Source organism: Streptomyces sp. NBC_00344, from assembly GCF_036088315.1.
Lineage (GTDB): Bacteria > Actinomycetota > Actinomycetes > Streptomycetales > Streptomycetaceae > Streptomyces.
Genome location: NZ_CP107996.1, coordinates 2,241,616 through 2,266,200, shown reverse-complemented (window position 1 = coordinate 2,266,200; position 24,585 = coordinate 2,241,616). Strand labels below are relative to the sequence as shown.

The 24,585-nt window shown below is 71.8% G+C and carries 15 protein-coding genes; 12 read left to right on the top strand and 3 right to left on the bottom strand.

Annotated features, from left to right (window positions below; all coding sequences use genetic code 11):
• The first annotated feature begins 45 nt into the window (after positions 1 to 45).
• Positions 46 to 1,224: an adenylyltransferase/sulfurtransferase MoeZ gene (moeZ, locus tag OHS16_RS10065; RefSeq protein WP_328536833.1), complete on the top strand. Its 1,179-nt coding sequence runs from the start codon at positions 46 to 48 to the stop codon at positions 1,222 to 1,224.
• Positions 1,225 to 1,386: 162 nt separating this feature from the next.
• On the opposite strand, the gene OHS16_RS10060 is transcribed toward moeZ, so the two are convergent.
• Positions 1,387 to 2,937 carry an alpha/beta hydrolase gene (locus OHS16_RS10060; protein ID WP_328536832.1) on the bottom strand — a complete coding sequence of 517 codons (1,551 nt, stop codon included), beginning with the start codon at positions 2,935 to 2,937 and terminating at the stop codon, positions 1,387 to 1,389.
• Between the two features lie 188 nt (positions 2,938 to 3,125).
• On the opposite strand from OHS16_RS10060, the gene OHS16_RS10055 reads away from it, so the two are divergent.
• Positions 3,126 to 3,566 carry a hypothetical protein gene (locus OHS16_RS10055; protein ID WP_328536831.1) on the top strand — a complete coding sequence of 147 codons (441 nt, stop codon included), beginning with the start codon at positions 3,126 to 3,128 and terminating at the stop codon, positions 3,564 to 3,566.
• 17 nt (positions 3,567 to 3,583) lie between these two features.
• On the opposite strand, the gene OHS16_RS10050 is transcribed toward OHS16_RS10055, so the two are convergent.
• On the bottom strand, positions 3,584 to 6,463 hold the full coding sequence (locus OHS16_RS10050; RefSeq protein WP_443042586.1) for a flippase-like domain-containing protein: 2,880 nt from the start codon (positions 6,461 to 6,463) through the stop codon (positions 3,584 to 3,586).
• Positions 6,464 to 6,555: 92 nt separating this feature from the next.
• Between OHS16_RS10050 and OHS16_RS10045 the strand changes: the two genes are divergently transcribed.
• From OHS16_RS10045 to nudC, 5 genes are all read left to right on the top strand, one after another.
• Positions 6,556 to 6,924, top strand: a complete 369-nt coding sequence (locus OHS16_RS10045; RefSeq protein WP_328536829.1) for an MGMT family protein — start codon at positions 6,556 to 6,558, stop codon at positions 6,922 to 6,924.
• Between the two features lie 182 nt (positions 6,925 to 7,106).
• Complete coding sequence (locus OHS16_RS10040; protein ID WP_443042756.1) at positions 7,107 to 10,502, top strand: ATP-dependent helicase; 3,396 nt, start codon at positions 7,107 to 7,109, stop codon at positions 10,500 to 10,502.
• A gap of 34 nt (positions 10,503 to 10,536) precedes the next feature.
• On the top strand, positions 10,537 to 13,929 hold the full coding sequence (locus OHS16_RS10035) for a UvrD-helicase domain-containing protein (RefSeq protein WP_328536827.1): 3,393 nt from the start codon (positions 10,537 to 10,539) through the stop codon (positions 13,927 to 13,929).
• A 10-nt stretch (positions 13,930 to 13,939) separates the two neighbouring features.
• The gene (locus OHS16_RS10030; RefSeq protein WP_328536826.1) at positions 13,940 to 15,334 is read left to right on the top strand and encodes a dipeptidase; all 1,395 of its coding nucleotides are present in this window, start codon (positions 13,940 to 13,942) and stop codon (positions 15,332 to 15,334) included.
• Between the two features lie 146 nt (positions 15,335 to 15,480).
• Positions 15,481 to 16,416, top strand: coding sequence for an NAD(+) diphosphatase (gene nudC / locus OHS16_RS10025; RefSeq protein ID WP_328540786.1), 936 nt, complete (start codon positions 15,481 to 15,483; stop codon positions 16,414 to 16,416).
• Between the two features lie 21 nt (positions 16,417 to 16,437).
• Here nudC and OHS16_RS10020 read toward each other — a convergent pair whose 3' ends face one another.
• A complete protein-coding gene (locus tag OHS16_RS10020; RefSeq protein ID WP_328536825.1) occupies positions 16,438 to 16,776 on the bottom strand; it encodes a trypco2 family protein in 339 nt (112 codons plus the stop codon).
• Between the two features lie 59 nt (positions 16,777 to 16,835).
• Here OHS16_RS10020 and OHS16_RS10015 point away from each other — a divergent pair, with 59 nt between their 5' ends.
• The 5 genes from OHS16_RS10015 (at position 16,836) to OHS16_RS09995 (ending at position 24,553) form a co-directional block, all read left to right on the top strand.
• On the top strand, positions 16,836 to 18,551 hold the full coding sequence (locus OHS16_RS10015; RefSeq protein WP_328536824.1) for a S1 family peptidase: 1,716 nt from the start codon (positions 16,836 to 16,838) through the stop codon (positions 18,549 to 18,551).
• A gap of 71 nt (positions 18,552 to 18,622) precedes the next feature.
• On the top strand, positions 18,623 to 20,842 hold the full coding sequence (locus tag OHS16_RS10010; protein WP_328536823.1) for a serine/threonine protein kinase: 2,220 nt from the start codon (positions 18,623 to 18,625) through the stop codon (positions 20,840 to 20,842).
• Positions 20,776 to 22,152: a VWA domain-containing protein gene (locus tag OHS16_RS10005; protein ID WP_328536822.1), complete on the top strand. Its 1,377-nt coding sequence runs from the start codon at positions 20,776 to 20,778 to the stop codon at positions 22,150 to 22,152. The genes OHS16_RS10010 and OHS16_RS10005 overlap by 67 nt, the downstream gene beginning before the upstream one ends.
• Positions 22,149 to 23,285 (top strand): hypothetical protein, encoded by a 1,137-nt coding sequence (locus tag OHS16_RS10000; protein WP_328536821.1) that lies wholly within the window; start codon positions 22,149 to 22,151, stop codon positions 23,283 to 23,285. Before OHS16_RS10005 ends, OHS16_RS10000 begins: the two co-directional genes overlap by 4 nt.
• Positions 23,282 to 24,553 carry an extracellular solute-binding protein gene (locus OHS16_RS09995; protein WP_328536820.1) on the top strand — a complete coding sequence of 424 codons (1,272 nt, stop codon included), beginning with the start codon at positions 23,282 to 23,284 and terminating at the stop codon, positions 24,551 to 24,553. Before OHS16_RS10000 ends, OHS16_RS09995 begins: the two co-directional genes overlap by 4 nt.
• The last annotated feature ends 32 nt before the right edge of the window (positions 24,554 to 24,585 follow it).

Here is a 24,585-nt window from a genome sequence, read left to right as displayed (position 1 = left end):
TACGAGAGGAACAACCGTACCGAGAAACCGACCAACGGAGTCCCCGTGTCGCTGCCACCCCTGGTCGAGCCAGCTGCTGAACTCACCGTCGACGAGGTCCGCAGGTACTCCCGCCACCTGATCATCCCCGATGTCGGGATGGACGGGCAGAAGCGGCTGAAGAACGCCAAGGTGCTCGCCGTGGGCGCGGGCGGCCTCGGCTCGCCCGCTCTCATGTATCTGGCCGCCGCCGGTGTGGGCACGCTGGGCATTGTGGAGTTCGACGAGGTAGACGAGTCGAATCTGCAGCGCCAGATCATCCACAGCCAGGCCGACATCGGCCGCTCCAAGGCGCAGTCCGCCAAGGACACCGTCCTGGGGATCAACCCGCTGGTGAACGTGGTCCTTCACGAAGAGCGGCTCGAGGCCGAGAACGTGATGGACATCTTCTCCCAGTACGACCTGATCGTGGACGGCACGGACAACTTCGCCACCCGCTATCTGGTCAACGACGCCTGTGTGCTGCTCAACAAGCCGTACGTCTGGGGTTCCATCTACCGCTTCGACGGCCAGGCATCCGTCTTCTGGTCCGAGCACGGCCCCTGCTACCGCTGCCTGTACCCGGAGCCGCCGCCCCCCGGCATGGTTCCGTCCTGCGCCGAGGGCGGCGTGCTCGGTGTGCTCTGCGCCTCGATCGGTTCCATCCAGGTCAACGAGGCCATCAAGCTGCTCGCCGGAATCGGTGAGCCGCTGGTCGGCCGCCTGATGATCTACGACGCACTGGAGATGACCTACCGCACGGTCAAGGTCCGCAAGGACCCCGAATGCGCGGTCTGCGGTGAGAACCCCACCGTCACCGAACTCATCGACTACGAGGCCTTCTGTGGTGTCGTGTCCGAGGAGGCCCAGGAGGCGGCGGCCGGTTCGACGATCACTCCCAAGCAGCTCAAGGAGTGGATCGACGCCGACGAGAAGATCGAGATCATCGACGTCCGCGAGCCGAACGAGTACGAGATCGTCTCCATCCCGGGCGCGAAGCTGATCCCGAAGAATGAGTTCATCATGGGCACCGCGCTGTCCGACCTCCCGCAGGACAGGAAGATCGTCCTGCATTGCAAGACGGGTGTCCGGTCCGCGGAGGTCCTCGCCGTTCTGAAGTCCGCCGGGTTCGCCGACGCGGTCCACGTGGGCGGCGGTGTGATCGGCTGGGTCCACCAGATCGAGCCCGAGAAGCCGGTCTACTAGAGCTGACCCGCTCTCTCCGGAGGGGCCGGTCCGCACGGGATGTGCGGACCGGCCCCTCCCGCATGCCCCGGCGCGGCGGTCCCGGCCGCACGGCGCCGCCGGCCGGGGCCCAGGCGCGCGCCGAGAGAGATCCGGAAGCGCGGTGGACTCCTGAGCGGAGTTCTAAGAGGTGCAGACCGTGCCGTCGGCCGGGACCTTTCCTTCGAGCAGATAGGCGTTCACGGTACGCGTCACGCACTCACTGCCGCCGTTGTACGCACCATGGCCCTCGCCCTTGTTGACGAGCAGTACCCCGACCCCCGGCCCCAGTTCGCCGGCCATACGTCTGGCGCCCTCGAAGGGTGTGGCGGGGTCGCCGGTCGTGCCGACGACCATGATCGGCCCTGCTCCCTTCGCACTGGCCTCCGGATGGTCGCGTTCCCCGGCGACCGGCCAGCCGGAGCACCAGCCGGCGGTGTCCCAGGCCAGGAAGTCACCGAACACCGGCGAGAGCTTCCGGAATGCGGGCAGCAGCTCCGCTGCCTGTGCGGCGGTCGGCCGGGCCTTGCTGTCGGCGCAGTCGATGGCCCGCTGGGAGCTGCTCTGGGTGGAGTAGTGGCCCTCGGCGTCCCGGTCGTTGTAGGCATCGGCCAGCGCCAGCAGCGCGCGTCCCGTGCCCTTCTCCTCCGCTTCGCCGAGCGCCCGTGTGAGAGAAGGCCAGGTGTCCTTCGAGTAGAGCGGACGGATGATTCCGGTCAGCGCGAGGGACTGGTTGAGCCCGCGGCTGGTGCCGGTCGGGAGCGGGTGGGCGTCGACGCGTTTCAGCAGTGCGGCGATCCTGGCGGTGCCGGCCTTCGGGTCCTGGCCGGTGGACCTGAGGTAGTCGTCGAGGGCGCGCTGGAAGCCGAGAGTCTGGTTGCGGGCGTGGCCGACCGTGTCGGCGGTGGGGTCCACGACCGCGTCGAGCACCGTCCGGCCGGCCTTCCCCGGGAACAAGTGCGCGTATGTGCCGCCGAGTTCGGTGCCGTAGGAGATGCCGAAGTAGTTCAGCTTCGGCTCGCCGAGCACCTGCCGGATGAGATCCATGTCGCGCGCCGAGTTGCTCGTACCGATCCAGGGCAGCACCCTTCCCGACTGCCGCTCGCATCCCGCACCGAAGTCGGCGCCGTCCTTGAGATACGCGCGCTGCTCGGCCGGGGTGTCGGGGGTGAGGTCGACGTTCCGTTCGGCAGCGGCCTGCTCCTTGTCCGAGCGGCAGACCACACCCGCGCTTCTGGCGACCCCGCGGGGGTCCCAGCTCACCAGGTCGTAGCGGGAGTTGAGGTCTCCGTACGCACTGGCCGCAGCGGGCAGGATGTCAACGCCCGAACCGCCGGGGCCGCCGAAGTTGAACAGCAGCGAGCCGAGCCGCCGCTCCCGGTCCCGCGCGGGCTTGCGGATCAGCGCGAGGGAGACGGTGGGCCCGGCGGGCCTGGCGTAGTCGAGCGGAGCCTTCGCGGTGGCGCACTCCCAGCCCTGCGGGTCGCAGGCATGCCAGTGCAGCCGCCGGCCGGTGAGGGAGGAGGGGAGCGAAGGGCTCGGCCGGGTGGCCCGCGGGGCTGCGGACGTGGTGGCCGCGGGGCCGTGTCCCTGGCCGGCCCCACCGGTGTCCGTACCGCTGTCGCAGCCGGTCACCGTCCCGGCGATCAGCAGTGCGGCGGAGGCCAGCGCGGCCCGGCGGATGAGTGCGGTCATGCGTGGGAGCCCCCTCGAACGGTGCGGCCATGCTAAGGGCAGCCCCTGCGTCCGGGTGGGCCCGGGACACTTGTCCTGCCGGAATGCGGACGCTTCGCTCTGCCGGTGGAGGGGGCGCGGGCGAGAAGCTTCAGGTGTCGGAAACGAGGCGCGGAACAGGCGCCGAACAAGCCTCAGGGGGCACCGAAATGACCGCAGTGAGCGTCGAGACGCCGGTACGTGTGACGAACGACCAGGAGATCCCGGAGATCAAGGGCCTGCCCAACTGGTACTTCCCGATCGTCGGCGCGTTCGCCGGTGTGTTCGACATCGCCCGGGCCTACCCGGTGGTGTACTGGCTGATCCCGGTGGTGGCCGCCGCGAACCTGACGCTCTCGCTCACGGTGCTGCGCACCCGGATGCGGTTCATGAAGGCGCTCTGGAAGAACAAGCGCACCCGGTTGCTCGCCGTGGGCCTGGTGGCCCTGCGCTTCGCGGTACGAGGTGCGCTGGGCATGGCGGGGTTCGCGATCGGCGAGGCTGCCGGCGGTGTGGCCGTCGGAGTCCTGATGGCGGCGCTCGGTACCGCGATGGCCTGGGGCGACCAGTGGCTGATCCTGCGCACGCTGAAGCGCAGCCGGGCGCTGTGAGGCCCCGGGAACCGTCCCTACAGTTCCCCCCTGCGGGTCAGGTAGTTGAAACACAGCCAGCCGGGCAGTACCGGCAGCCAGAAGGTCAGCAGCCGGAAGAGCAGCACGGCTGCGGCTGCGGTGGCGTACGGCAGGCCGGCGATCACCAGCGCACCGGTGAGCGAGGCCTCGACCGCGCCGACGCCACCCGGGGTCGGCACCGCCGATCCCACGGCGTTGGCGGTCAGGAAGACCACGGCGATGCTGGCGTAACTCAGTGCGTTGCCCTCGCCGAACGCGCGGATCGAGGCGTCGAGACACATCACGAACGTACCGGTCAGCAGCAGCATCCCGCCGATACCGGTGAGCAGCTTGCGCGGCTGCTGCAGCACATCGAGCATGCGCGGGATCACCCCCGCGAACAGCGAACGCACCCGGGTCACGATGAATTTCCGCAGGAACGGTACTGCGGTGACGACCAGAGCCAGCACAGCCGCGGTCAGCAGCCCGGCGATCACCGTGCGGGACGGCGTCAGTGACGGCGTCCGCTCGGTTCCCGTCACATAGCCGAAGATCCCCAGCAGGGTGATGTGGCTGGCCAGCCCGAAGAGCTGCGAGGCCCCGACACTGGCCACCGCGAGGCCGGGCCTGACACCCGCCCGCTGCAGGAACCGGGTGTTGAGTGCCACCCCGCCGACCGCGGCCGGAGCGACGAGCTTCACGAAGGAACCCGCGACCTGGGCCAGCACCGTACGGAAGAACGGCACCTTCTCCGGGACGAAGCCGAGCAGGCTCATCGCGGCGGCGACGTAGCTCAGTGCGGAGAACAGCAGAGCCCCCGCGACCCAGCCCCACTCGGTGTTGGTGATCAGCTGGTGGAAGGGGATGTTCGCCATCTGCGAGAGCAGGAAGTACGCGGCGATGGCCCCGGCGATGACGCTGAGCAGGGTGCGCAGCTTGACGCGTTCCAGCCGGACCGGCTCGGCGTGTGCCTGGGGACGTATCAGCAGCACCTGATGACGGATCTGCGAGAGCAGATCCTCCTCGCGCGCCTCGTCCATCGCGTCGTCGATGGCGACCTTCTCCGCCTTCCGCTCCGCGCGGACTGCCTTCCGGCTGTCGTCGGCCGCCTCATTGGCCTCGGCCTTGGCCTTGCGCGCGGCGTCCGACGCCTCTATCACCGCTTCGCGCTCCCGCTGCGCCCGCTCGCGGGCCAGGTGGCGCAGGGTCGAGCGGGTCGAGCGGCTCAGCGCGAGCGGCTGGAGCAGTGGCAGGCTGTCGGCGACCATGTCCGGACCGAGCACCGCGACCGCCGCGGCCACCGAGCGCTCCGCACCGGCCCGCAGCCCCAGGGTGGTGAGCGTCTGGGCGATGTCCATCCGCAGGACGATCTCGCTCGCCGCGATCTCCCCGCCGCGCAGATCCGTGAGGATCACCGAGCCAGAGCGGTCCACCAGGATCGCCTCGCCGACCAGCCTGCGGTGGGCGATCCGGCGTGACTGCAGCGCCTGCACCTGGCTCCACGCGCCGCGCATCAGCCCGTCGGTGATCTCCGCGTCGGGCAGTGAGTCCAGCGAACGGCCTCCGGTGTGCTCGTACACCAGCATCACGGCGTCGGGACCCAGCTCGGACGTGGCGATCAGCTTCGGCGCGTTGGCCCCGGCGGCGATGGCCGCGTACGCGAGCAGCGCCTCCTGCTCCAGTGCCTGGCGCAGCGACTGGATGGAGCGCCCGGTGGAGATGGAGCGCAGCGTCAGCCTGCGCCACACCCGGTAGAAGAAGCCCTGAGCCTGCTGCTCGCGGTCGACGACGGTGACGTCGAGGGGCGCACCGTCCTCCAGGGTGACGAAGTAGCGCCTGCCCCGGTCGCCGTGCTCGGAGGTGTCGGGGATCTCCTCGGCGCGCATCGCGGTGACCGGGTTGAAACCGACATGACGCAGGCCTGCCAGCAGCTGCCTGCCGGTGGGACGGACATTGGGGGAGCCGACGGCGTACAGCGTCCCGTAGGCGACGGTCCAGCCGAGCAGCACGGTCACGACGATCGAGAAGGGCGTGGTCTGTCCGCCGACCAGCACGGCGAAGGAGTTGACCAGCAGCACCACCCAGAGCGCCACCCTCCAGCGCGGTCTGCGGGCCATGCCGACCGCCGTCATATAGGCGATGACGGGTGCGAGGTAGCCGTGCACCGGGTCGGTGAGGCTGCCGTTCGCCATCGGATGCGTCAGCGCGTCGGTGATCGAACGGGGGGCGGCCCTGGTCACCCAGAGATCCGTGGCCAGGGCGGTTCCGTGCGCCAGCACGGCGGCGAGTACGCCGTCGGCGATGCGCAGACCGTCGCGCTTGACCAGCCGCTCGATCGCGAAGGCGACCGGCAGGATGAGTATGGCGATGGAGGAGAACAGACCGGCGAGTTTGATCAGCAGGTCCGGGGCCTGGCCGGTGCCGTTGTTGATGTCCTCTTCCAGGCCCGATGTGGTGCCGTGGGCGAAGGCGGCGACGGCGAGAACCAGCGCGATGGCAAGGACGCCGGTCAGCAGGCGAAGCAGGTCGGACGGGCGGTGCACCCGAGCGGCGAGCAGGGGCTCGTCGCCCGAGACACGGTCGAGGGGACCGGCCTCCGCGCACTCACTGCCGTCGCCCGGCTCCCGTCCGGGCTGCGGAGCGGGGCTTGCACCGGACCCCGCCGTACCCGGCCCCCCGCCGGATTCCGTACCCGGTTCCGCACCGGATCGTGGACCCGGTCCGGTGCCGGTCTCCTGAGGTTCCTGCTGCGCTCCGGGATCGCCGGAGGGCGGCTCGGCGGCGGCTGCGGTCGCCGCCGTCGGTGGCTGATGCACGCCTGGCCCCTCCGTCTTGTGCTTCTTGTCTCGTGTCACCGCGCCGCACCTCGCGGTGGAGCGCCCGGACGATGGTGGCATGTCGGGAGGGCGCAGGCGGGCATCAGGGCCTGATTGTGATTAACCGGCCGTTCCGTGCACCCCTCGGCGTGTTGTCCGACGTGTGGTGCAGGATGGGTCGGATGAGTGCCGAACCGGCCGAACTGCCGGAGTACGCGGAACGGGTCCTCGAGGTTGCGGACAGCATCCCGCCGGGCCGCGTCATGACCTATGGGGACGTCGCGGAATGGCTCGGCGAAGGCGGCCCGCGTCAGGTGGGGAGGGTGATGGCGCTCTACGGCGGGGTGGCCCCCTGGTGGCGCGTGGTGCGCGCGGACGGCACGCTGCTGCCCGGCAGCGAACTCCGCGCGCTGGCGCACTACCGCACGGAATCCACCCCTCTGAAGGAGGCGTCCCGGGCCGCCCGCGAAGCCGGCGGCCACATACCGCGCCTGGACATGCGGCGGGCGCGGTGGGACGGCGGCGACGGTGCTCATGTCTGACAGCTTCCGCCATTCGGCGGCCACACGGGTGGTCTGAGGACCGTACGGGGGACCCGCCGGGGCAGCAGGCGGACCGGCTGCAGCACCGCCGCCGGCAGGCGTAGCGTCGGCGGGACACCGCGGACGCACCTCCGCTCCCGCACCCCTCACCCGCACACCCACGCACACCCCCAGGACCGGCGATCCACGTGAGCTCCTCCACTTTCCACCGGGTAAGGCAACGGCCCCCTGGCGCGTACCGGCTGGTGCGCACCCCACCGGGCACCGTTGATCCACCCGTACTGGACGCGCGGCAGCGTGCGGTGGTTGACCACGCGGGCGGGCCTCTGCTGGTCCTGGCCGGCCCGGGTACCGGGAAATCGACCACGCTGGTGGAGGCGGTGGCCCGGCGCATCGCCGAAGGGACGGACCCGGACCGGATCCTGGTTCTCACCTTCAGCCGGAAGGCGGCGGTGGAACTGCGCGACCGGATGGCCGTGCGGATCGAAGGGGGCGGGAGCGCCGCGCACCCCGGCAGCGGCGCGGCGGGGCGGCGCACGGGCGGGGTGCCGCAGGCGACCACCTTCCACTCGTTCTGCTATGCCCTGATCCGCGCCCACCAGGACACGGATCTCTTCGCCGAGCCGCTGCGGCTGCTCTCGGGGCCCGAGCAGGACGTGGCGGTGCGCGAGCTGCTGGCCGGGCAGCTGGAGCTCGGCCACATCCGGTGGCCGGACGAACTGCGTGCCTGCCTGACCACCCGGGGATTCGCCGACGAGGTGCGCGCGGTGCTCGCCCGCAGCCGGGAGCTGGGCCTCGGCCCGGACACGCTGGCCGCGTTCGCGCGGCGCACCGGACGTCCCGACTGGGGTGCGGCGGCCGGCTTCCTGGCCGAGTACCTGGACGTGCTCGACGCCCAGGGTGTCCTCGACTACGCCGAGCTGGTGCATCGAGCGGTACCGCTGGCCGAGCGGCTGGACCTGCGCTACGACGCGGTTTTCGTGGACGAGTACCAGGACACCGACCCGGCGCAGGTCCGTCTCCTGCGTGCGCTGGCGGGCGGCGGCCGCACGCTGGTCGCCTTCGGCGACCCCGACCAGTCGATCTATGCCTTCCGGGGGGCGGACGTCGGCGGCATCCTGGACTTCCCGGACGCCTTTCCGCGGAGCGACGGCGCCGCTGCACGGGTCGAGGTGCTCACCACGTCGCGCCGCTCCTCCGCCCTCCTGCTGTCCGCCACCCGGCTGCTGACCCAGCGGATGCCGCTGCCCCGGCTGCCCGCCGACAAGGTGCGGGCCCACCGTGACCTGTCGGCCGTGCGGGCCGGCGGCCGGGTGGAGGCGTACACCTACCCCACAGCGGGCACCGAGCTCGACAACATCGCCGACATCCTGCGCCGGGCCCATCTCGAGGAGGGCGTGCCGTGGAAGGACATGGCCGTCCTGGTCCGGGCCGGTGGCCGGACCATTCCCGCGGTACGGCGGGCGCTCACATCGGCGGGCGTGCCCCTGGACATCGCGGGTGACGATGTCGCCCTGCGCCATGAACCGGCCGTGACACCGCTGCTGACGGCGCTGCGAGCGGTCGCCGGTGCGGCTTTGCGGGCTCCGGCTGGTGCGCAGGACGGCCCGGAGCCGGCTACGGGGACCGGCGAACCGGGGGTTCCGCTGCGGGACGGCGCCGGGGCGGACAGCACCGGTTCCGGGGAACCGGCCGGTCGCGACCACTGGCTCCGCACCGACACCGCGCTCAGTCTCCTCGTCTCTCCCCTCGGTGGCATGGACGCCGCCGACCTGCGCCGTCTGGGGCGTGCGCTGCGCGACGAGGAGCGGGCCGGCGGCAATCCGCTGCCCGCTCCTTCCGACGAGCTGCTCGCCCGGGCGCTCGCCGAGCCCGAGCGGCTTGTGGTGCACGATCCCGCGTACGCCAGGGGCGCGCAGCGGCTCGGTGCCCTGCTGCGGGCCGCCCGCGGGGTGCTGGAGAACGGCGGCACCGCCGAGCAGGCCCTCTGGGAACTCTGGGACGGCACCGGCTGGCCCAGGCGCCTGGAGCGCGCCGCACTGCGCGGCGGTGCCGGGGGCCGCAACGCCGACCGGGATCTCGACGCCGTCTGCGCGCTCTTCGACACCGCCGCCCGGGCCGAGGAACGCACCGGCGGACGAGGCGCGCTGAACTTCCTCGAGGAGCTCGACGCGCAGGACATCGCGGCCGACACGCTCTCCCGTCGGACCGTTCGGCCCGACGCCGTACGGCTGATGACCGCGCACCGGGCCAAGGGCCTCGAGTGGGGCCTGGTCGTCGTCGCGGGAGTGCAGGAGGGGCTGTGGCCGGATCTGCGCCGGCGCGGCTCGCTGCTGGAGGCCGACCGGATCGGCCGTGACGGACTGGCCGAACCCCTGACCCCCGGCGCGCTGCTCGCCGAGGAACGCAGGCTCTTCTACGTCGCGGCGACCCGCGCCCGTGACCGCCTGGTCGTCACCGCCGTCAAGGCGCCGGCCGACGACGGCGACCAGCCGTCGCGTTTCCTCAACGAGCTCGGCGTGGAGCCCAGGGACGTCACCGGGCGGCCGCGCAGGCCACTCGCCGTCGCCCCGCTCGTCGCCGAGCTGCGCGCCTCCGTGGTCGATCCGCAGTCGACACCCGCGCTGCGCGAGGCCGCCGCACACCGGCTCGCCAGGCTCGCCGCGCTGGCCGACGAGGAGGGCCAGCCGCTGGTGCCCGCGGCCCACCCCTACCGCTGGTGGGGGCTGTACGAGCCGACCCGGAGCAAGGTCCCGCTGCGCGACCGGGACCAGCCGGTCGCCCTCTCCGGCAGCGCCCTGGACCAACTGGTCAACACCTGCTCGCTGCAGTGGTTCCTGGGCCGCGAGGTGAAGGCGGACGCACCGTCGACCGCCGCCCAGGGCTTCGGCAACGTGGTGCACGTGCTCGCCGACGAGGTGGCGTCCGGGCGTACCCCCGCCGACCTGGCCGTTCTGATGGAGCGGCTCGACACGGTCTGGGACTCGCTCGCCTTCGACGCCCCCTGGAAGTCGGGCCAGGAGAAGGAACACGCCCGGGTGGCGCTGGAGCGCTTCCTGCGCTGGCATGTGATGGACCGTGCCGGGCGCACCGTGGCCGCCACCGAGCACGATTTCGACGTGACCCTGGAAGCGGGGGAGTACGAGGTACGGATCCGGGGTTCCATGGACCGGGTCGAGCAGGACGCGGACGGCCGTGCGTACGTCGTCGACTTCAAGACCGGCAAGGCGGCCCCCACGAAGGACGAGGTCGCCCGCCACCCCCAGCTCGCCGTCTACCAGCTCGCGGTACGTGAGGGCGCGGTCGACGAGGCCTTCGGCGGCCGGCGCCCGGCACCCGCGGGTGCCGAACTCGTCCAGCTGCGGCAGGCCGCGGCGGTCAAGGAGGGCGGCGACACGCTCCCGAAGATCCAGGCCCAGCAGCCACTGGCGGGGGAGTGGGTCGGGGATCTGCTGGCCACCGCTGCCGGGAAGGTGCTCGACGAGCGCTTCACCCCCACCACCGGCAGCCACTGCACACACTGTGCGTTCCGCGCCTCGTGCAGTGCCCTGCCCGAGGGACGTCACATCGTCGAGTGACGTGGTTGTCGGTGCGCGCCGTTAGCCTCTCCAGGTGACCCCGCGCATCACCGATCCCGAGCAGCTCAAGGAGCTCCTGGGTATCCCCTTCACCCCGGAGCAGACGGCCTGCATCACGGCACCGCCCGCCCCGCAGGTCATCGTCGCCGGGGCCGGATCGGGGAAGACCACGGTGATGGCCGCGCGCGTGGTGTGGCTGGTGGGCACCGGGCAGGTCGCGCCCGAGCAGGTGCTGGGTCTCACCTTCACCAACAAGGCGGCCGGCGAACTCGCGGAGCGGGTGCGCAAGGCGCTGGTGCGGGCCGGGGTGACCGACCCGGACCAGCCCGCCTCGTCCCCTTCGTCACCCGGCCGCCTCCCGGCGACGGCGCAGAGCGCCGACCCCTACTACTCTCCGGGCGAGCCGCGCATCTCGACCTACCATGCCTTCGCCGGACAGCTGCTGACCGATCACGGGCTGCGGATAGGCCTCGAACCCAGCGCCAGGCTGCTCGCCGACGCCACCCGCTATCAGCTGGCGGCGCGGGTGCTCAGGGAGGCACCCGGCCCCTACCCGGCACTGACCCGGTCCTTCTCCACACTGGTCAGCGATCTGCTGGCGCTGGACGGCGAGCTGGCCGAGCACCTCGTACCACCCGGCCGGCTGCGGGCTCACGACACCCGGCTGCTGCACACCCTGGACGGTGTGAAGCTCTCCAACGCCGAACTGCGCAGGATCCCGGAGGCCGCTGCGGCCCGCCGTGAACTCCTCGACCTGGTGGACCGCTACCGCGAAGCCAAACGCAGCCGGGACCTGCTGGACTTCGGTGACCAGATCGCCCTCTCCGCGGAGCTGGCACTGACCAGGCCGGAGGTCGGCACCCTGCTGCGGGACGAGTTCCGGGTGGTGCTGCTCGACGAGTACCAGGACACATCGGTCGCCCAGCGGCTGCTGCTCTCCGGTCTCTTCGGCTCCGGCACGGGCCATGCCGTGACCGCGGTCGGAGACCCCTGCCAGGCGATCTACGGCTGGCGCGGCGCGTCCGTCGCCAACCTCGACGACTTCCCCGAGCACTTCCCCCACCAGGACGGCGCCCCCGCCGTCCGCTTCTCGCTCAGCGAGAACCGCCGCAGCGGCGGCCGCCTCCTCGACCTGGCCAACGGCCTCGCCGCACCCCTGCGCTCGATGCACGCGGGAGTACAGGCGCTGCGGCCGGCACCGGGCGCCGAACGGGACGGCATGGTGCGGTGCGCCCTGCTGCGCACGCATGAGGAGGAGATCGGCTGGCTCGCCGACTCGATCGCCCATCTGGTGCGTACCGGCAAGGAGCCGGCCGAGATCGCGGTGCTCTGCCGCACGGCGGGCGACTTCGCGCAGATCCAGGGCGCACTGGTGGACCGGGACGTGCCGGTCGAGGTGGTGGGCCTGTCCGGGCTGCTCCACCTGCCGGAGGTCGCCGATCTGGTGGCGGTCTGCGAGGTCCTCCAGGATCCGGGCGCGAACGCCTCTCTGGTGCGGCTGCTGACCGGCCCGCGCTGGCGGATCGGCCCCCGTGACCTGGCTCTGCTCGGCCGCCGGGCCCGGCAGCTCGTACGGTACGAGCGAACCGGGGACGAGGACCCGGACCGGCGGCTCGCGGAGGCCGTCGAAGGGGTCGACCCGGCCGAGGTGGTCTCCCTCGCCGACGCGCTGGACACCTTCCTGGACACCGCAGGAGCGGACGAAGGACTGCCGTTCTCCTCCGACGCCAGGGTCCGTTTCGCCCGTCTCGCCGCCGAACTGCGTGAGCTGCGGCGCTCCCTGGCCGACCCGTTGATGGATGTGCTCCACCGGGTACTCGCCACCACCGGCCTGGAGGTCGAACTCTCCGCTTCGCCGCATGCGCTGGCCGCCCGGCGCCGTGAGACGCTGTCCGGCTTCCTGGACACCGCGGCCGGTTTCGCGTCGCTGGACGGCGAGGCCGGTCTGCTGGCCTTCCTGAGCTTTCTGCGCACGGCCGCCCAGTACGAGAAGGGCCTGGACAACGCGCTGCCGGGTGGCGAGAACACGGTGAAGGTCCTCACCGCGCACAAGTCCAAGGGCCTGGAGTGGGATGTGGTCGCGGTCCCCGGCCTGGTGGCCAGGCAGTTCCCCGGTGAGCAGTCCCGCGAGGTGTGGACGGCGCAGTCCAAGGTGCTGCCGCACGCGCTGCGCGGTGACGCGGCGACACTGCCCGATGTCGGCACCTGGGACGCGAAGGGGCTCACCGCTTTCAAGACGGCGATGAAGTCCCACCAGCACACCGAGGAGCTGCGCCTGGGGTACGTCACCTTCACCCGGCCCCGCTCGCTGCTGCTCGGCTCCGGCCACTGGTGGGGCCCCACCCAGAAACGGCCCCGAGGCCCTTCCGCCTTCCTGCTCGCGCTGAACGAACACTGTGCGGCGGGCTTCGGTGAGACCGAGGTCTGGGCGGACCCGCCGGAGGACGGAGAGGAGAATCCCGCGCTGCGGCAGGGGGCCGCCGATCACGCCTGGCCGCTGCCCCTGGACGAGACGTCACTGGCCCGTCGGCGGGCAGCGGCCGACCTCGTGCTGGCCGGCATCGACGGGCTCGCTTCCGGGCCGGACCCGGGCCACGAGGACGCCGCCGGCCGGGGGAGCAGCCCGGGCGCGGCCGGACCGCGCCATGCGGGCATCCCGCATGCCCGCGCGGTCCCCGGCACCGAGGAGCCCGGCGCCCGTGTCCATCCGCTCACTCCCGAGGACGCCCGGGCCATCGCCTCCTGGGACCGCGACCTCGATGCCCTCACCGCCGAACTCGTCCGCGCCAGAAGCACCGTCCGCGACGTCCCGGTGCCGCCCACCCTCACCGCCACCCAGCTGCTGCGCCTCGCCGCCGACCCCGACGGTTTCGCCCAGGAACTGGCCCGCCCCATGCCGCATCCCCCGCAGCCGGCTGCCCGCCGCGGCACCCGCTTCCATGCCTGGGTGGAGTCCCGCTTCGAGGAACTGCCGCTGCCCATGCTGGGACCGGACGAGCTCCCCGGCGGAGACGACGACGAACCGGAGATCGCCGACGAGCGGGATCTCGCCGCGCTCAAGGAGGCGTTCGAGCGCACCCCGTACGCCCGCCGCACCCCCCACCGCATCGAGGCGCCCTTCACGCTCCGCCTGGCCGGCCGGCTGATCCGTGGCCGGATGGACGCGGTGTACCGCACCTCGCAGCACACCTACGAGATCGTCGACTGGAAGACCCACCACGCCCACACCGCGGATCCGCTGCAGCTCGCCGTCTACCGGCTGGCCTGGGCCGAGCAGCACGGCCTTCCGCTGACCGACGTCACCGCCGCCTTCCTCTACGTCCGCACCGGAGAATTGATCCGGCCCACCGGCCTGCCGGACCGGGAGGAGCTGGAGCGCATCCTGCTGGGTGAACCTCCCGGCCGGCCACCCCTTCCGGCCGGTTAGGCTCGACGGCATGAGCGACACCCCGGACAGCGCCGTCCGTACGTACCTGGAGCAGCACCGCGGGCCCTTCCTCGAAGACCTCGCTGACTGGCTGCGCATTCCCTCCGTGTCCGCACAGCCGGACCACGACGTGGACGTACGCCGCAGCGCGGACTGGCTGGCCGCCAAGCTCAAGGAGACCGGCTTCCCGGTCACGGAGATCCTGGATACGCCGGGGGCCCCAGCCGTCTTCGCCGAATGGCCGTCCGGTGAGGAGAACGCGCCCACCGTCCTGGTCTACGGCCACCACGACGTACAGCCCGCGGCTGTCGAGGACGGCTGGCACACCGACCCGTTCGATCCGGTGATCAAGGACGGCCGGATGTACGGAAGGGGCGCGGCCGACGACAAGGGCCAGGTGTTCTTCCACACACTCGGCGTACGGGCGCACCTCGCCGCCACCGGCCGTACCGCCCCCGCCGTGAACCTGAAACTGCTGATCGAGGGCGAGGAGGAGTCCGGCTCCCCGCACTTCCGCGCGCTCGTGGAGGAGCACGCGGAGCGCCTCGCGGCCGACACCGTGATCGTCTCGGACACCGGAATGTGGTCGGAGACGACGCCCACGGTGTGCACCGGAATGCGCGGTCTCGCCGAATGCGAGATCACCCTGCACGGACCGGGCCAGGACATCCACTCGGGTTCGTTCGGCGGCGCCGTCCCCAACCCGGCGACCGCGGTGGCCGGACTGGTCGCCGCGTTGCACGACGACGGGGGACGCATCACCATCCCCGGCTTCTACGACGGCATAGCCGAGCTCACCGCCGAGGAACGAGCGCTCTTCTCCGAACTGCCCTTCGACGAGGCCGAGTGGCTGGACACCGCCAAGTCACGGGCCGCCGCCGGTGAACAGGGCCACACCACCCTCGAGCGGATCTGGGCCCGCCCGACCGCCGAGGTCAACGGCATCGGCGGCGGTTACCAGGGCCCGGGCGGCAAGACGATCATCCCGTCGTCCGCGATGGTGAAGCTGTCGTTCCGGCTGGTCGCGGGGCAGGACCCGGCCCGTGTCGAGCGGCTGGTCACCGAGTGGACAGCCGCCAGGGTGCCGGCCGGCATCCACCACGAGATCACCTTCAGCGCGGGCACCAGGCCATGTCTGACCCCGCTGGACCATCCCGCTCTGCAGTCCGTCGTACGGGCCATGGGCCGCGCGTTCGGCGAGAAGATCCGCTTCACCCGGGAAGGCGGCTCGGGCCCGGCGGCCGATCTGCAGGACGTGCTGGGAGCGCCGGTGCTCTTCCTGGGCATCTCCGTACCGTCCGACGGCTGGCACGCGCCCAACGAGAAGGTCGAACTCGACCTGCTCCTCAAGGGCGTGGAGACCAGCGCCTATCTCTGGGGTGAGCTGGCCGCGGCCCCGCGATGAGTACGACGCACCGAATCAACAGCCACGAGGGGGAGTTGGAAGCAGCTGTGAGCACCTTCAGCAATGCCACCGGAGACAGCGCCGCGGGAGACAGTCCCACCGGAGGGAACACCGGTGGAGCCGAAGCGGCCGGCCCGGCCGCCGAGATCCACGCCGCAGGAGATCCGCACCGGCCGATCGGTCTGACGGCCGCGAGCGGTATCGACCGCGCCGCCCACCACCGTCTCGACGAGGCGTGGCTCGCGGCGGCCTGGAGCCATCCGACGACCCGGGTCTTCGTGGTGTCCGGCGGCCAGGCCCTGATCGACGAGACCCCCGACGGCCGCACCGAACTGCTGATGACCCCCTCCTTCGAGGCGCCGCTCACCGAGGAGCACCGCTACTTCCTCGGAACGGACCAGGAGGGCGTGTGCTACTTCGCGCTCCAGAAGGACGTTCTTCCCGGCCGGATGGACCAGTCGGCACGCCCGGCCGGGCTGCGCGAGGCGGGGCTGCTGCTCTCGCCGCGCGACGCGGGTCTGCTGGTGCATGCCGTGGCGCTGGAGAACTGGCAGCGACTGCACCGCTTCTGCTCGCGGTGCGGCGAGCGCACGGTCATCGCGGCGGCAGGCCACATCCGGCGCTGCCAGGCATGCGGCGCCGAGCACTACCCGCGGACCGACCCTGCGGTGATCATGCTGGTCACCGACGAGCACGACCGGGCGCTGCTCGGCCGCCAGGTGCACTGGCCGGAGGGCAGGTTCTCCACACTCGCCGGCTTCGTCGAACCTGGTGAGTCCATCGAGCAGTCGGTGGCGCGCGAGGTACTCGAGGAAGCCGGCATCACCGTCGGCCCGGTGCAGTACGTCGCCAGCCAGCCCTGGCCCTTCCCCTCCAGCCTGATGCTGGGCTTCATGGCGCGTGCCACCACGTTCGAGATCAACGTGGACGGCGAGGAGATCAGCGAGGCGCGCTGGTTCTCGAGGGACGACCTGCGGACCGCGATCGAGTCCGGGGAGGTGCTCCCCCCGGCAGGCATCTCGATCGCCGCCCGGCTGGTGGAACTCTGGTACGGAAAGCCGCTTCCGAAGCCGCTCGACTGACCGGGAACGCCTCGGGTGCCGTCAGCCGGCCGGCGGTACCCCGGGGCCGTCCTTGCGCTTCACATCGATCCACTTCGGCCGGTCCTCCTCGTCGAGGATCGCCAGCTCGACATTGATGCGGTGGGTGTTCTCGCGGGTCAGCGAACCGCTGCCGCCGGCGGTGACCACGCCCAGCCGCAGCTTCCCCGAGCCGCCGAACTCCCGGGTCACCTGGACCGTGACCTCCAGACCCACCTTCTGCACACCGAGACGCAGTCTGCTGCCTCCGATGCGCTGCTGTGCCTCTTCCAGCTCGGCGCGGACCTGGCTGATCAGTTCGGCCAGACCCACCCCGGACGGCTCGTCCGTCCCGTTCTCCATTGGTCCCCCTCGTGCAGCCCGGGTCCCATTGTCCCCCGGTACGCCTACTCTGGGGAAGCATGGAGGGGGCGCGGGAACATCTCAACAAGCTTGTGGATCAACAGGGTTGGCGATTACGGCTGCGCGACGAGCTGCCCGGACGCGAGCCGGGGAAGCTGCTGGGCGCAGGTGTTCTGCTCGGCACGGACCTGGTGCTGACCTGCGCCCATGTCATCCCGGGCGCGACTGCCCGGGTCCGGGTCGAATTCCCCTTGCTGGGCGGCCACTTGAAGGGCGAATGGCGCAGTGCCGCCGTCGTCCCCGGCCACTGGGTGGAGCGCTACGGCAACGACGAGGGCGATCTCGCGCTGCTGCGGCTCACCGCTCCCGCGCCGGTGGCCTCGCCGGTGGTGTTCGACCGCGACCCGGTTCCCTACGGCACCGAGGTGACGATCGACGGATTCCCCAAGGACCGCTCGGGCGGCCTCTGGGTGGACGCGGTCCTCAAGGGGCCCGGCGGGCACGGTGACGAGTGGGTGCAGATCAACCCGGTCGACTTCCACGAGCAGGACGCGGGCGGGTTCAGCGGGGCCGGTGTCACCGAGGCCAGGACCGGCCGGCTGCTCGGCATCATGGTCGCCGTCTACGACGCGCAGACGGCGGGACACCCGTTCTTCCACTTCTACATGATCCCCGGAGCGACCGTCGCAGGTCACCTCCGGCTGGTCGCCGAACGGCACACCAAGGGCCTTCCGGTCATCCCCGAGGGCCTCCTGGTCGCTCCGGGCACGGCACGGACCGGCCGACCGCTCGGACTCCAGCGCATCCTCACCCGCTGGCTGCACGGCGAGGGCGGCACCTGGGACATCGAGACCGTCTTCGTGCGAGAGGACGACCGGGAAGCCGCGGTCGCGCTGCGCACCACCCTCAGCCTGGCCGACCGGGAACGCTCCCCGGGTCTCTCCACCGCCGGGACGAGGCTCTCCGACGACGGGACGGTGCCCAGACCCGGCAGCATCGGCCTCGCCGTCCCCGCCGCGGGGATGACCCACGAAGAACTGGCGCAGGCCCTGGACCCGCAGCCGCCCCGGCCGCTCTCGTCCATCGCGGTCTTCGCGCCCGACCGGGCTGCGGCGGCACCCGAGCAGGTGGGCGAACTGCTGCGCCGCCTGGCGGACCGGGGAGCCAGACTCCTCCTCGTACTGCACGGTCCGCAGCCCGAGCTCACCGGGAACCTGCTCCCGCCGGGCCGCACCCTGGAGTGGCTCGCGCGGCTCGGCGAACGGGCCGACCGTCTCTCGGAGACCGAGCGCAGCATCCGGGATCTGCACCGGAGGCTGGCCCCACGGGTCACGCCGCTGCCCGTACCGCCCACCGCGCGCGGCGCCGACGCACAGCTGTGGACGGTCCAGCTGGCCGCCGAACAGCGACAGGACGGCCCGGACATTCTGCAGAAGCTGTCGCAGGCCGAACAGGCGGTGGAGGAACTGCTGCTCCGGGCCGCACGGATCGAGCGCGGACTGCGGAACACGCTGGACGCCGTGCTGCGGCTGCGTGGGCTGCTCGGCGTCGCGCAGGCCCGGCTCGGCGCCCACCGGCGGGACGAGCACCCCGAAGCGGTCCGCCACTACAGCGCCGCCCAGCGGCTGCTGACCGAAGGGCCCAGTGACCTGGCGGAGACCGAGCGTGCGGTCGAGGCGTTTCTGCGGACCGTGCACCGGATTCTCGACGACGGGCCGGGCACCGGTGGGACGCGCGCGGCCGGCGACGCCTGCGCAGAGGACGCGGACCGTTGACCCCGTGCCCGCACCCGGACTGCGGAAGCCGGGTCACCCCAGGCGGCTTCTGCCAGCGCACCGGCAGCCGCGTGGACTTCGCCACCGGCCGTCACGCGGGCTCTCGCGCCCCGGCGGCCCGCCCGGCGGACTCCGCACCAGGGACGCCGCACCCCGCCCCCGCCGGGGCCCGGGTGCTGCTTCCCTCCCAGGACAGGGATGACGACCCGCTCGTCCTCCCCGAAGTGCGTCCGGCGCAGCCCATCGCGCCGCCCGCGGGTTCCGAGGGGCTGCGGGGCCTCGGTCTCGGCCCCGACCGCACGCTCGCCGGCCAGTACCGGGTGATCAGGAAGGTCGGCTACGGGGGGATGGGCGAGGTGTATCTGGCCGAGGACCTCCGGCTGGAGAAGCGCCCGGTGGCCATCAAGATCCTTCACCCGCGCGAAGGGCGCGCGATGAGCAGCGAGCAACGGGAGCTGATCAGACTCAACGAGAAGGTGATGAGCAGCGAACGCCAGGAGCTCGTCGGCCTCAACCACCCGGACATCATCAGGGTGTTCAACTACGGCCGGCACGAGCCCGCAGGGGAGTTCCTGGTCCTCGAATACGCCGACGGGCTCACCCTGGAGGAGGTCAGAGCGCGCGTCGTGCAGGACCCCGACGCGTTCGGCGGGGTGCGGTTCCACGAGTTCGTACTCGCTTACGGCATCCGCATCCTGCACGCCCTCGGCTATCTGCACCGGCAGAAGGGGAAGGTCTACGGCGACCTCAAGCCGCACAACGTCATGCACTGCGGCACCGGGATAAAGATCGTCGACGTGGGGAGCGTCCGCCAGGAGCGGTCCGAGGGCCCGACCACCGGTGACTACCGGGCGCCGGGTGTCGGCGGCCACGGCGAGACCCGTTTCCAGGACGACCTGTACAGCCTCGGGGTGACCCTGCGCGAACTCAGCGCGGCGGCGCCGCGCGCCCGGGGCCTGGGCCCCGAGTCGCTGCGCAGGGTCCTGGCGCGGGCCACCCACGAGGACCGCAGGGCCAGATTCGCCACCGCCGACGAGATGGCGCTCCAGCTCCGCGGGGTGCTGCGTGAACTGCGCTCGCTCAGGACGGAGCAGGAGTCCTTCGAGCCCTCCCCGCTCTTCGTCCAGTCCGCCCATGCCCTGGACGGCGCGATCGGGTCACCGCCTCCCCTCAGCAGCTGGGCGGGCGGAGCATTCGCCCCGGCCTCACCGGGGCTTGTGCCGCCCGAGCCGGGTGAGATGGCCTGCGGGCTCCCGGTACCGAAGACCGACCCCTACGACCTCAACGCGCCCCGTCTGGACCGCCTCGCGGACGACGACGCGACCGCGCTGCTCCAGCGGATCGGCGGCTGGGACTCGTCCACCGAGCTCCATCTGCTCCGCTGCCGGCTGCACATGGCGCTCGGGGTCGCCGACCGGCACACCGAAGCGCTGCGGCCGGCGTACGCGGAAGTGAGCCGCGCCCGGCGCTCCATCGACCCCCGCTGGGCCCCGCACGACTGGCGGATCGACTGGCATCTGGGGCTGCTCGCCCTGGCCGGCGGGGACATCGCGGGGGCCCGCGGCCGTTTCGACGGCATCTACCGGGCCATCCCGGGCGAGTACGCGCCCAAACTCGCCCTCGGCTACTGCGCGGAGGTCCAGCGGGAATGGCCGCAGGCACTCGAGTTCTACGACGCGGTGCGCAGGCGCAACCACTCGCTCGGCGGCGCCGCCTTCGGCTATGCGAGGGTCCGGCTGGCGTCCGTCGAGGTGCGAGGGCTGACCGACGCGCTGACCGCGCTCGAACTCGTTCCCGCACATTCACGTCATCTGACCGCGGCACGGACGGCCATCGTCCGGATCGAGGCGGCCAGGGCGCGCAGTCCGCTGGCACCCGACGACGAGGCGCTGAGGGATGCCCTGCACCGGCTGGGGCCGCTCTTCCACGAGCACGGACTGACCGACCCCCGGGCCCGCCGGAGGATGGAGACGGAACTCTGGGAGACCGTCCTGGAACGCACCCCGTTCCGGAAGCTCTCCGAACTCACCGCGGGTCTCGACGAGCGGCTCACCGCCCCCGCGGACCTCAAGGAGCTGGAGGAGACGCTCTCGCTGCTCTACCGCGGGCTGGCCGGCCAGGCCAGGCGCTCGGATCTGCCGGACAGCAACGAGATCGCGGAAGCGCTCATCGACCGGGCCAACAAGGTCCGCCCGCTGGGTTTCCGCCACGACAGGAGACGCCCATGGCTGGGGAAGAGGTACCGGCGGATACTCCGGGACGGGCTGGGTTCACGGTCCTCGCCGAAGTGAGCCAGACCGCCGAGCTCCCGGTCCCCGACGAGGGGAGCGAAGCGAGGATGTACGCCGTGGTCACGGTGACAGTGCGGCGTGACCGGGACGCCGGAACCGCCGGGCAGGACGCCGGATCCCGTCATGCGGTGGTGTTCCTCATCGACCACTCCTCCTCGATGGTCAACCCGCCGGCCCGGATGGCGGCAGCCAGGGACGCCGCGGCCGCGGCCGTACGGGCCCTGCCCGACGGCACCCGCTTCGCGGTCGTCGCGGGCCGTGACCGGGCCGGCGCCATCTATCCGGCGCCGTCGGCGGGGCACGGCGCGCTCGCCGTCGCCGACGCCACGACCCGGGGAGCGGCGGAGGCAGCCCTGCGCGCCTGCCACCCCGGCGGCGGCACCGCGATAGGCGGCTGGCTTGCGTACGCCCGCGGGCTCTTCGCCCAGCTGCCCGCCGCCGGAGAGGGATTCGTCCGCCATGCGCTGCTGCTCACCGACGGAAGGAACGAGACCGGCTATGAATCGCCCGACGAGCTGGCCGGGCATCTCGACGCCTGCGCAGGGGAGTTCACCTGCGATGCCATCGGTATGGGCGAGGGCTGGGCCACCGAGGAGCTGCTGCTCATCACCGGGAGGCTGCACGGCACCGCGCACGCCGTCGAACGACTCGACCTGCTCACCGAGGAGTTGCGCACTCTGACCCGCGAGGCAGCCGACCGGGACCTCACCGGTCTGCGGCTTCGCCTCTACGCACGCGAAGGCGTCGAACTGCGCTCCATAGGCCAGGTCCACCCGACCAGGCTGCCGCTGGGTGCGGTGGCCGAGACGTCCTATGCGCGGGAGTTCGCGACCGCGCCCTGGGGTGCGGAAACCCGTTCGTACCTGCTGTCGCTCACCGCCCCCTACAACGGAGAGCCCCCGGGCACCGAGCAGATGCTCACCGAGGTGGAACTGGTGCGTGACGACACCGCCGGGCCGCCGGTCGCCCTGCCGCCCTCCGAGCCGGTGATGGTGCGCTGGTCGGGCGATCACGGCCTCTACAGCAGGATGCACCCGGCGGTCGGTCACTTCCTGCACCAGGAAGAGCTGGTCCGTGTCTTCGAGGAGGGCTGCGCCGCTCTCCGGATCGAGGACGCCGAAACCGCCCGCGGGGCCTTCGCGGCCGCGTGGCGGCTCGCTGTGCAGGTGGGTGACACGGTCATGCAGAACCATCTGCGGAAACTGATCAGCCCCGGCGACGACGGCGGGGCCGAACTCCTGCCGCGCATCCGGCCGTTCGACGTCGAAGCCGCCAGGATCCGGACCAGCCGCACGGTCTGGCCCCGATGAGGGGCCTCCCGGCGGACACCGGACAACGGCTGCGGCGGGCGGTCGCCCTGCTCCGCCGGTACCTCTGCCTGGCGCCGGTGCCGGAGGGAGACACACCGGCCTTCCTCCGCGAGCGGCTCGTCGTTCTGCCGCTGCTGGCTGTGATCGCGTTCGGCACGCTGTCGCTCTCCTACGCGGGGGTACACGGCGACTCGGCGCGCGTCAGCCGGCACACCGGCCCCGCTCTGGTGGATCTGACCCGGGCCGAGGTCTCGCTGGCGCAGGCGCAGCAGGAGGCCGAATCGGCGCTCAGCGGACCGGCGCTGGTCGGCCTGGACCAGAACTACCGGGGCCTGATCACCCGGACCACCCAGAACCTCAACAAGGTCGCACAGGCCCGGGCGCTGAGTGCGGCGCAACGGCAGAGTCTGCAGGTGGTGTCGGGACTGGTCATCGACTACAACGACTATGTCGGCAGGGCCGACCGCAGCAGGGCCGATCCCACCCTGAGCAGTGCCTATCTGCTGTACGCGCTGAGCATGCTCTGCGAGACGACCGGGGACACATTGCCCACCGCGCGGTGCACCGAATCGACCGCGCGGGGCTATGAGGCGACCACCATCCAGGACCGCATCGACTCCCTGGAGCGCAGCCTGCGCTCGGACCTCGACGACGAGGCGGGCTGGGGGACAGGCCCCATGGTCCTCGCCGCGGTCTCCGGCGCGGCGTTCGTCCTGCTCGCGATCGGGCTCGTCAGGACGCTGAACTTCCTGCGGATCAGATTCCGGCTGCTGAGCCTTCCGCTCGCGGCAGCCGCACTGCCGTTGCTGACACTGCCGGTGCTGGTGTGGGGGACGGTGCAGGCGCACCAGGGCCAGGCAGCGGTACGGCGCACCGTCGAGGGAGATCTGGCCGCGGTGAACGCGGTGAGCGCGGCGGACGCGAAGGACACCGGATCCGCCGCAACGGACCCCATCGGCGCACTCGAGCAGCGGATCGAGGACTCCATGCACCGGGTGCACAGCGACGGGTGGGCATCGGTGACGGGATTCGTCCTGCCCGTCGGGCTGCTGAGCGCGGGGACCACGGGCTGGGCGCTGCTCGCCTACCGGCGTGACTACGTACGGGTGCCGGGCAGAGAGGACTTCCAGTGATCCGTGACCTCCGCAAGCGTCCCGCCCGGCCGGTGCTGCGCGCGCTGCTGTCCGCGTCGCTGCTCGTGCTCGCCGCACTGAGCGGGGGCTGCACGGGGCAGGGCAGACAGACCGTCGTCGTGCTCGGCCCGTGGACCGGGGACGAGGCGGCCGCTTTCACCAAGACCCTGGATCTGCTCGACGACGGCACCCCGTACATCTACACGTACCAGGGCACCCGCTCCCTCCGGGAGACCCTGGTCGCGCAGCTGGAGGCGGACGCGCCACCGGACGTGGCGATCCTCAACAGCCAGGGCGAGCTGGCTGAATACGCCCGCCAGGGCGCCCTGACCCCCCTCACCGGGGAACTGGAGAGCAAGGCGTACCCGCCGTGGGCACCGGAGCTGGTCGTCCACGGCAGCCGGCACACCTACTGGGTCCCGCTGAAGGTGGACCTCAAGAGTCTGGTCTGGAGCAAGGCGTCGCAGCCGGCCGAACCGCACACCTGGTGCCTGGGCATGAGCTCGCAGGCCACCACGGGCTGGCCTGGCACCGACTGGATCGAGGACATCCTGCTGCACCGGTCGGGCCCGCAGGTGTACGAGCAGTGGGCCACCGGCCGGCTCCCCTGGACCAGCGACGCGATGAAGGACGCCTGGCGGACCTGGGCATCGCTGATCGCGGGCCAGGACGGACAGAGCGCACTGGACACCCCGTACGAAGGGAAGGGCGGCACCGGGCTGCTCGATTCCGGCACCTGCACCCAGGAACACGAAGGCTCCTTCATCCGCTATCTCTACGGACCGGACACCGGCTTCGAGCCCTCCGCCGGCACGATCCCCGCGCTGCACAAGAACAAGGACGCCTATGAGGTGTCCGCGGACATGGCCGCGGTGTTCCGCGACAGCCCCGCGGCTACCACGCTGCTGAGCCGGCTGTCGGGGACCAGGGGCCGCACCATCTGGATGAAGCAGGCCACGCAGGTGCTGAAGCCGAACTTCCCCAGTGCGTCCGACCCGCGGCCGGACGACCGGATCGGCGAACGGGTCGCGGCGACGCTCACCGGGGGCACCGAAGGAACGCCGGCCCGCCTGCTGTGCTTCGACGCATCCGACACCATGCCGCCGACCCTGCGAGATGCCTTCCAGCACGCGGTCCTGCAGTTCCTGAGCGCCCCGGACCGGACTCTGGCGGATGCGCCGCTGGGACAGCTGGAGGCCGAACGCACACGGCTCTCGGGTGCGGACTGGCTGCCTGCCCCGGGGATCTGCGGCAGCCCGGCCGGGTGAGGGGCCGGGCGGCGCGCGGTTGGCCCGGGGGC

Coding starts and splice junctions, on each gene's coding strand:
- OHS16_RS10045 (WP_328536829.1), top strand. CDS start 6,556: ATGGGTCGGATGAGTGCCGAACCGGCCGAACTGCCGGAGTACGCGGAA.
- OHS16_RS10060 (WP_328536832.1), bottom strand. CDS start 2,937: ATGACCGCACTCATCCGCCGGGCCGCGCTGGCCTCCGCCGCACTGCTG.
- OHS16_RS10020 (WP_328536825.1), bottom strand. CDS start 16,776: ATGGAGAACGGGACGGACGAGCCGTCCGGGGTGGGTCTGGCCGAACTG.
- OHS16_RS10030 (WP_328536826.1), top strand. CDS start 13,940: ATGAGCGACACCCCGGACAGCGCCGTCCGTACGTACCTGGAGCAGCAC.
- OHS16_RS10055 (WP_328536831.1), top strand. CDS start 3,126: ATGACCGCAGTGAGCGTCGAGACGCCGGTACGTGTGACGAACGACCAG.
- OHS16_RS10015 (WP_328536824.1), top strand. CDS start 16,836: ATGGAGGGGGCGCGGGAACATCTCAACAAGCTTGTGGATCAACAGGGT.
- OHS16_RS10005 (WP_328536822.1), top strand. CDS start 20,776: ATGGCTGGGGAAGAGGTACCGGCGGATACTCCGGGACGGGCTGGGTTC.
- OHS16_RS10050 (WP_443042586.1), bottom strand. CDS start 6,463: ATGCCACCATCGTCCGGGCGCTCCACCGCGAGGTGCGGCGCGGTGACA.
- OHS16_RS10000 (WP_328536821.1), top strand. CDS start 22,149: ATGAGGGGCCTCCCGGCGGACACCGGACAACGGCTGCGGCGGGCGGTC.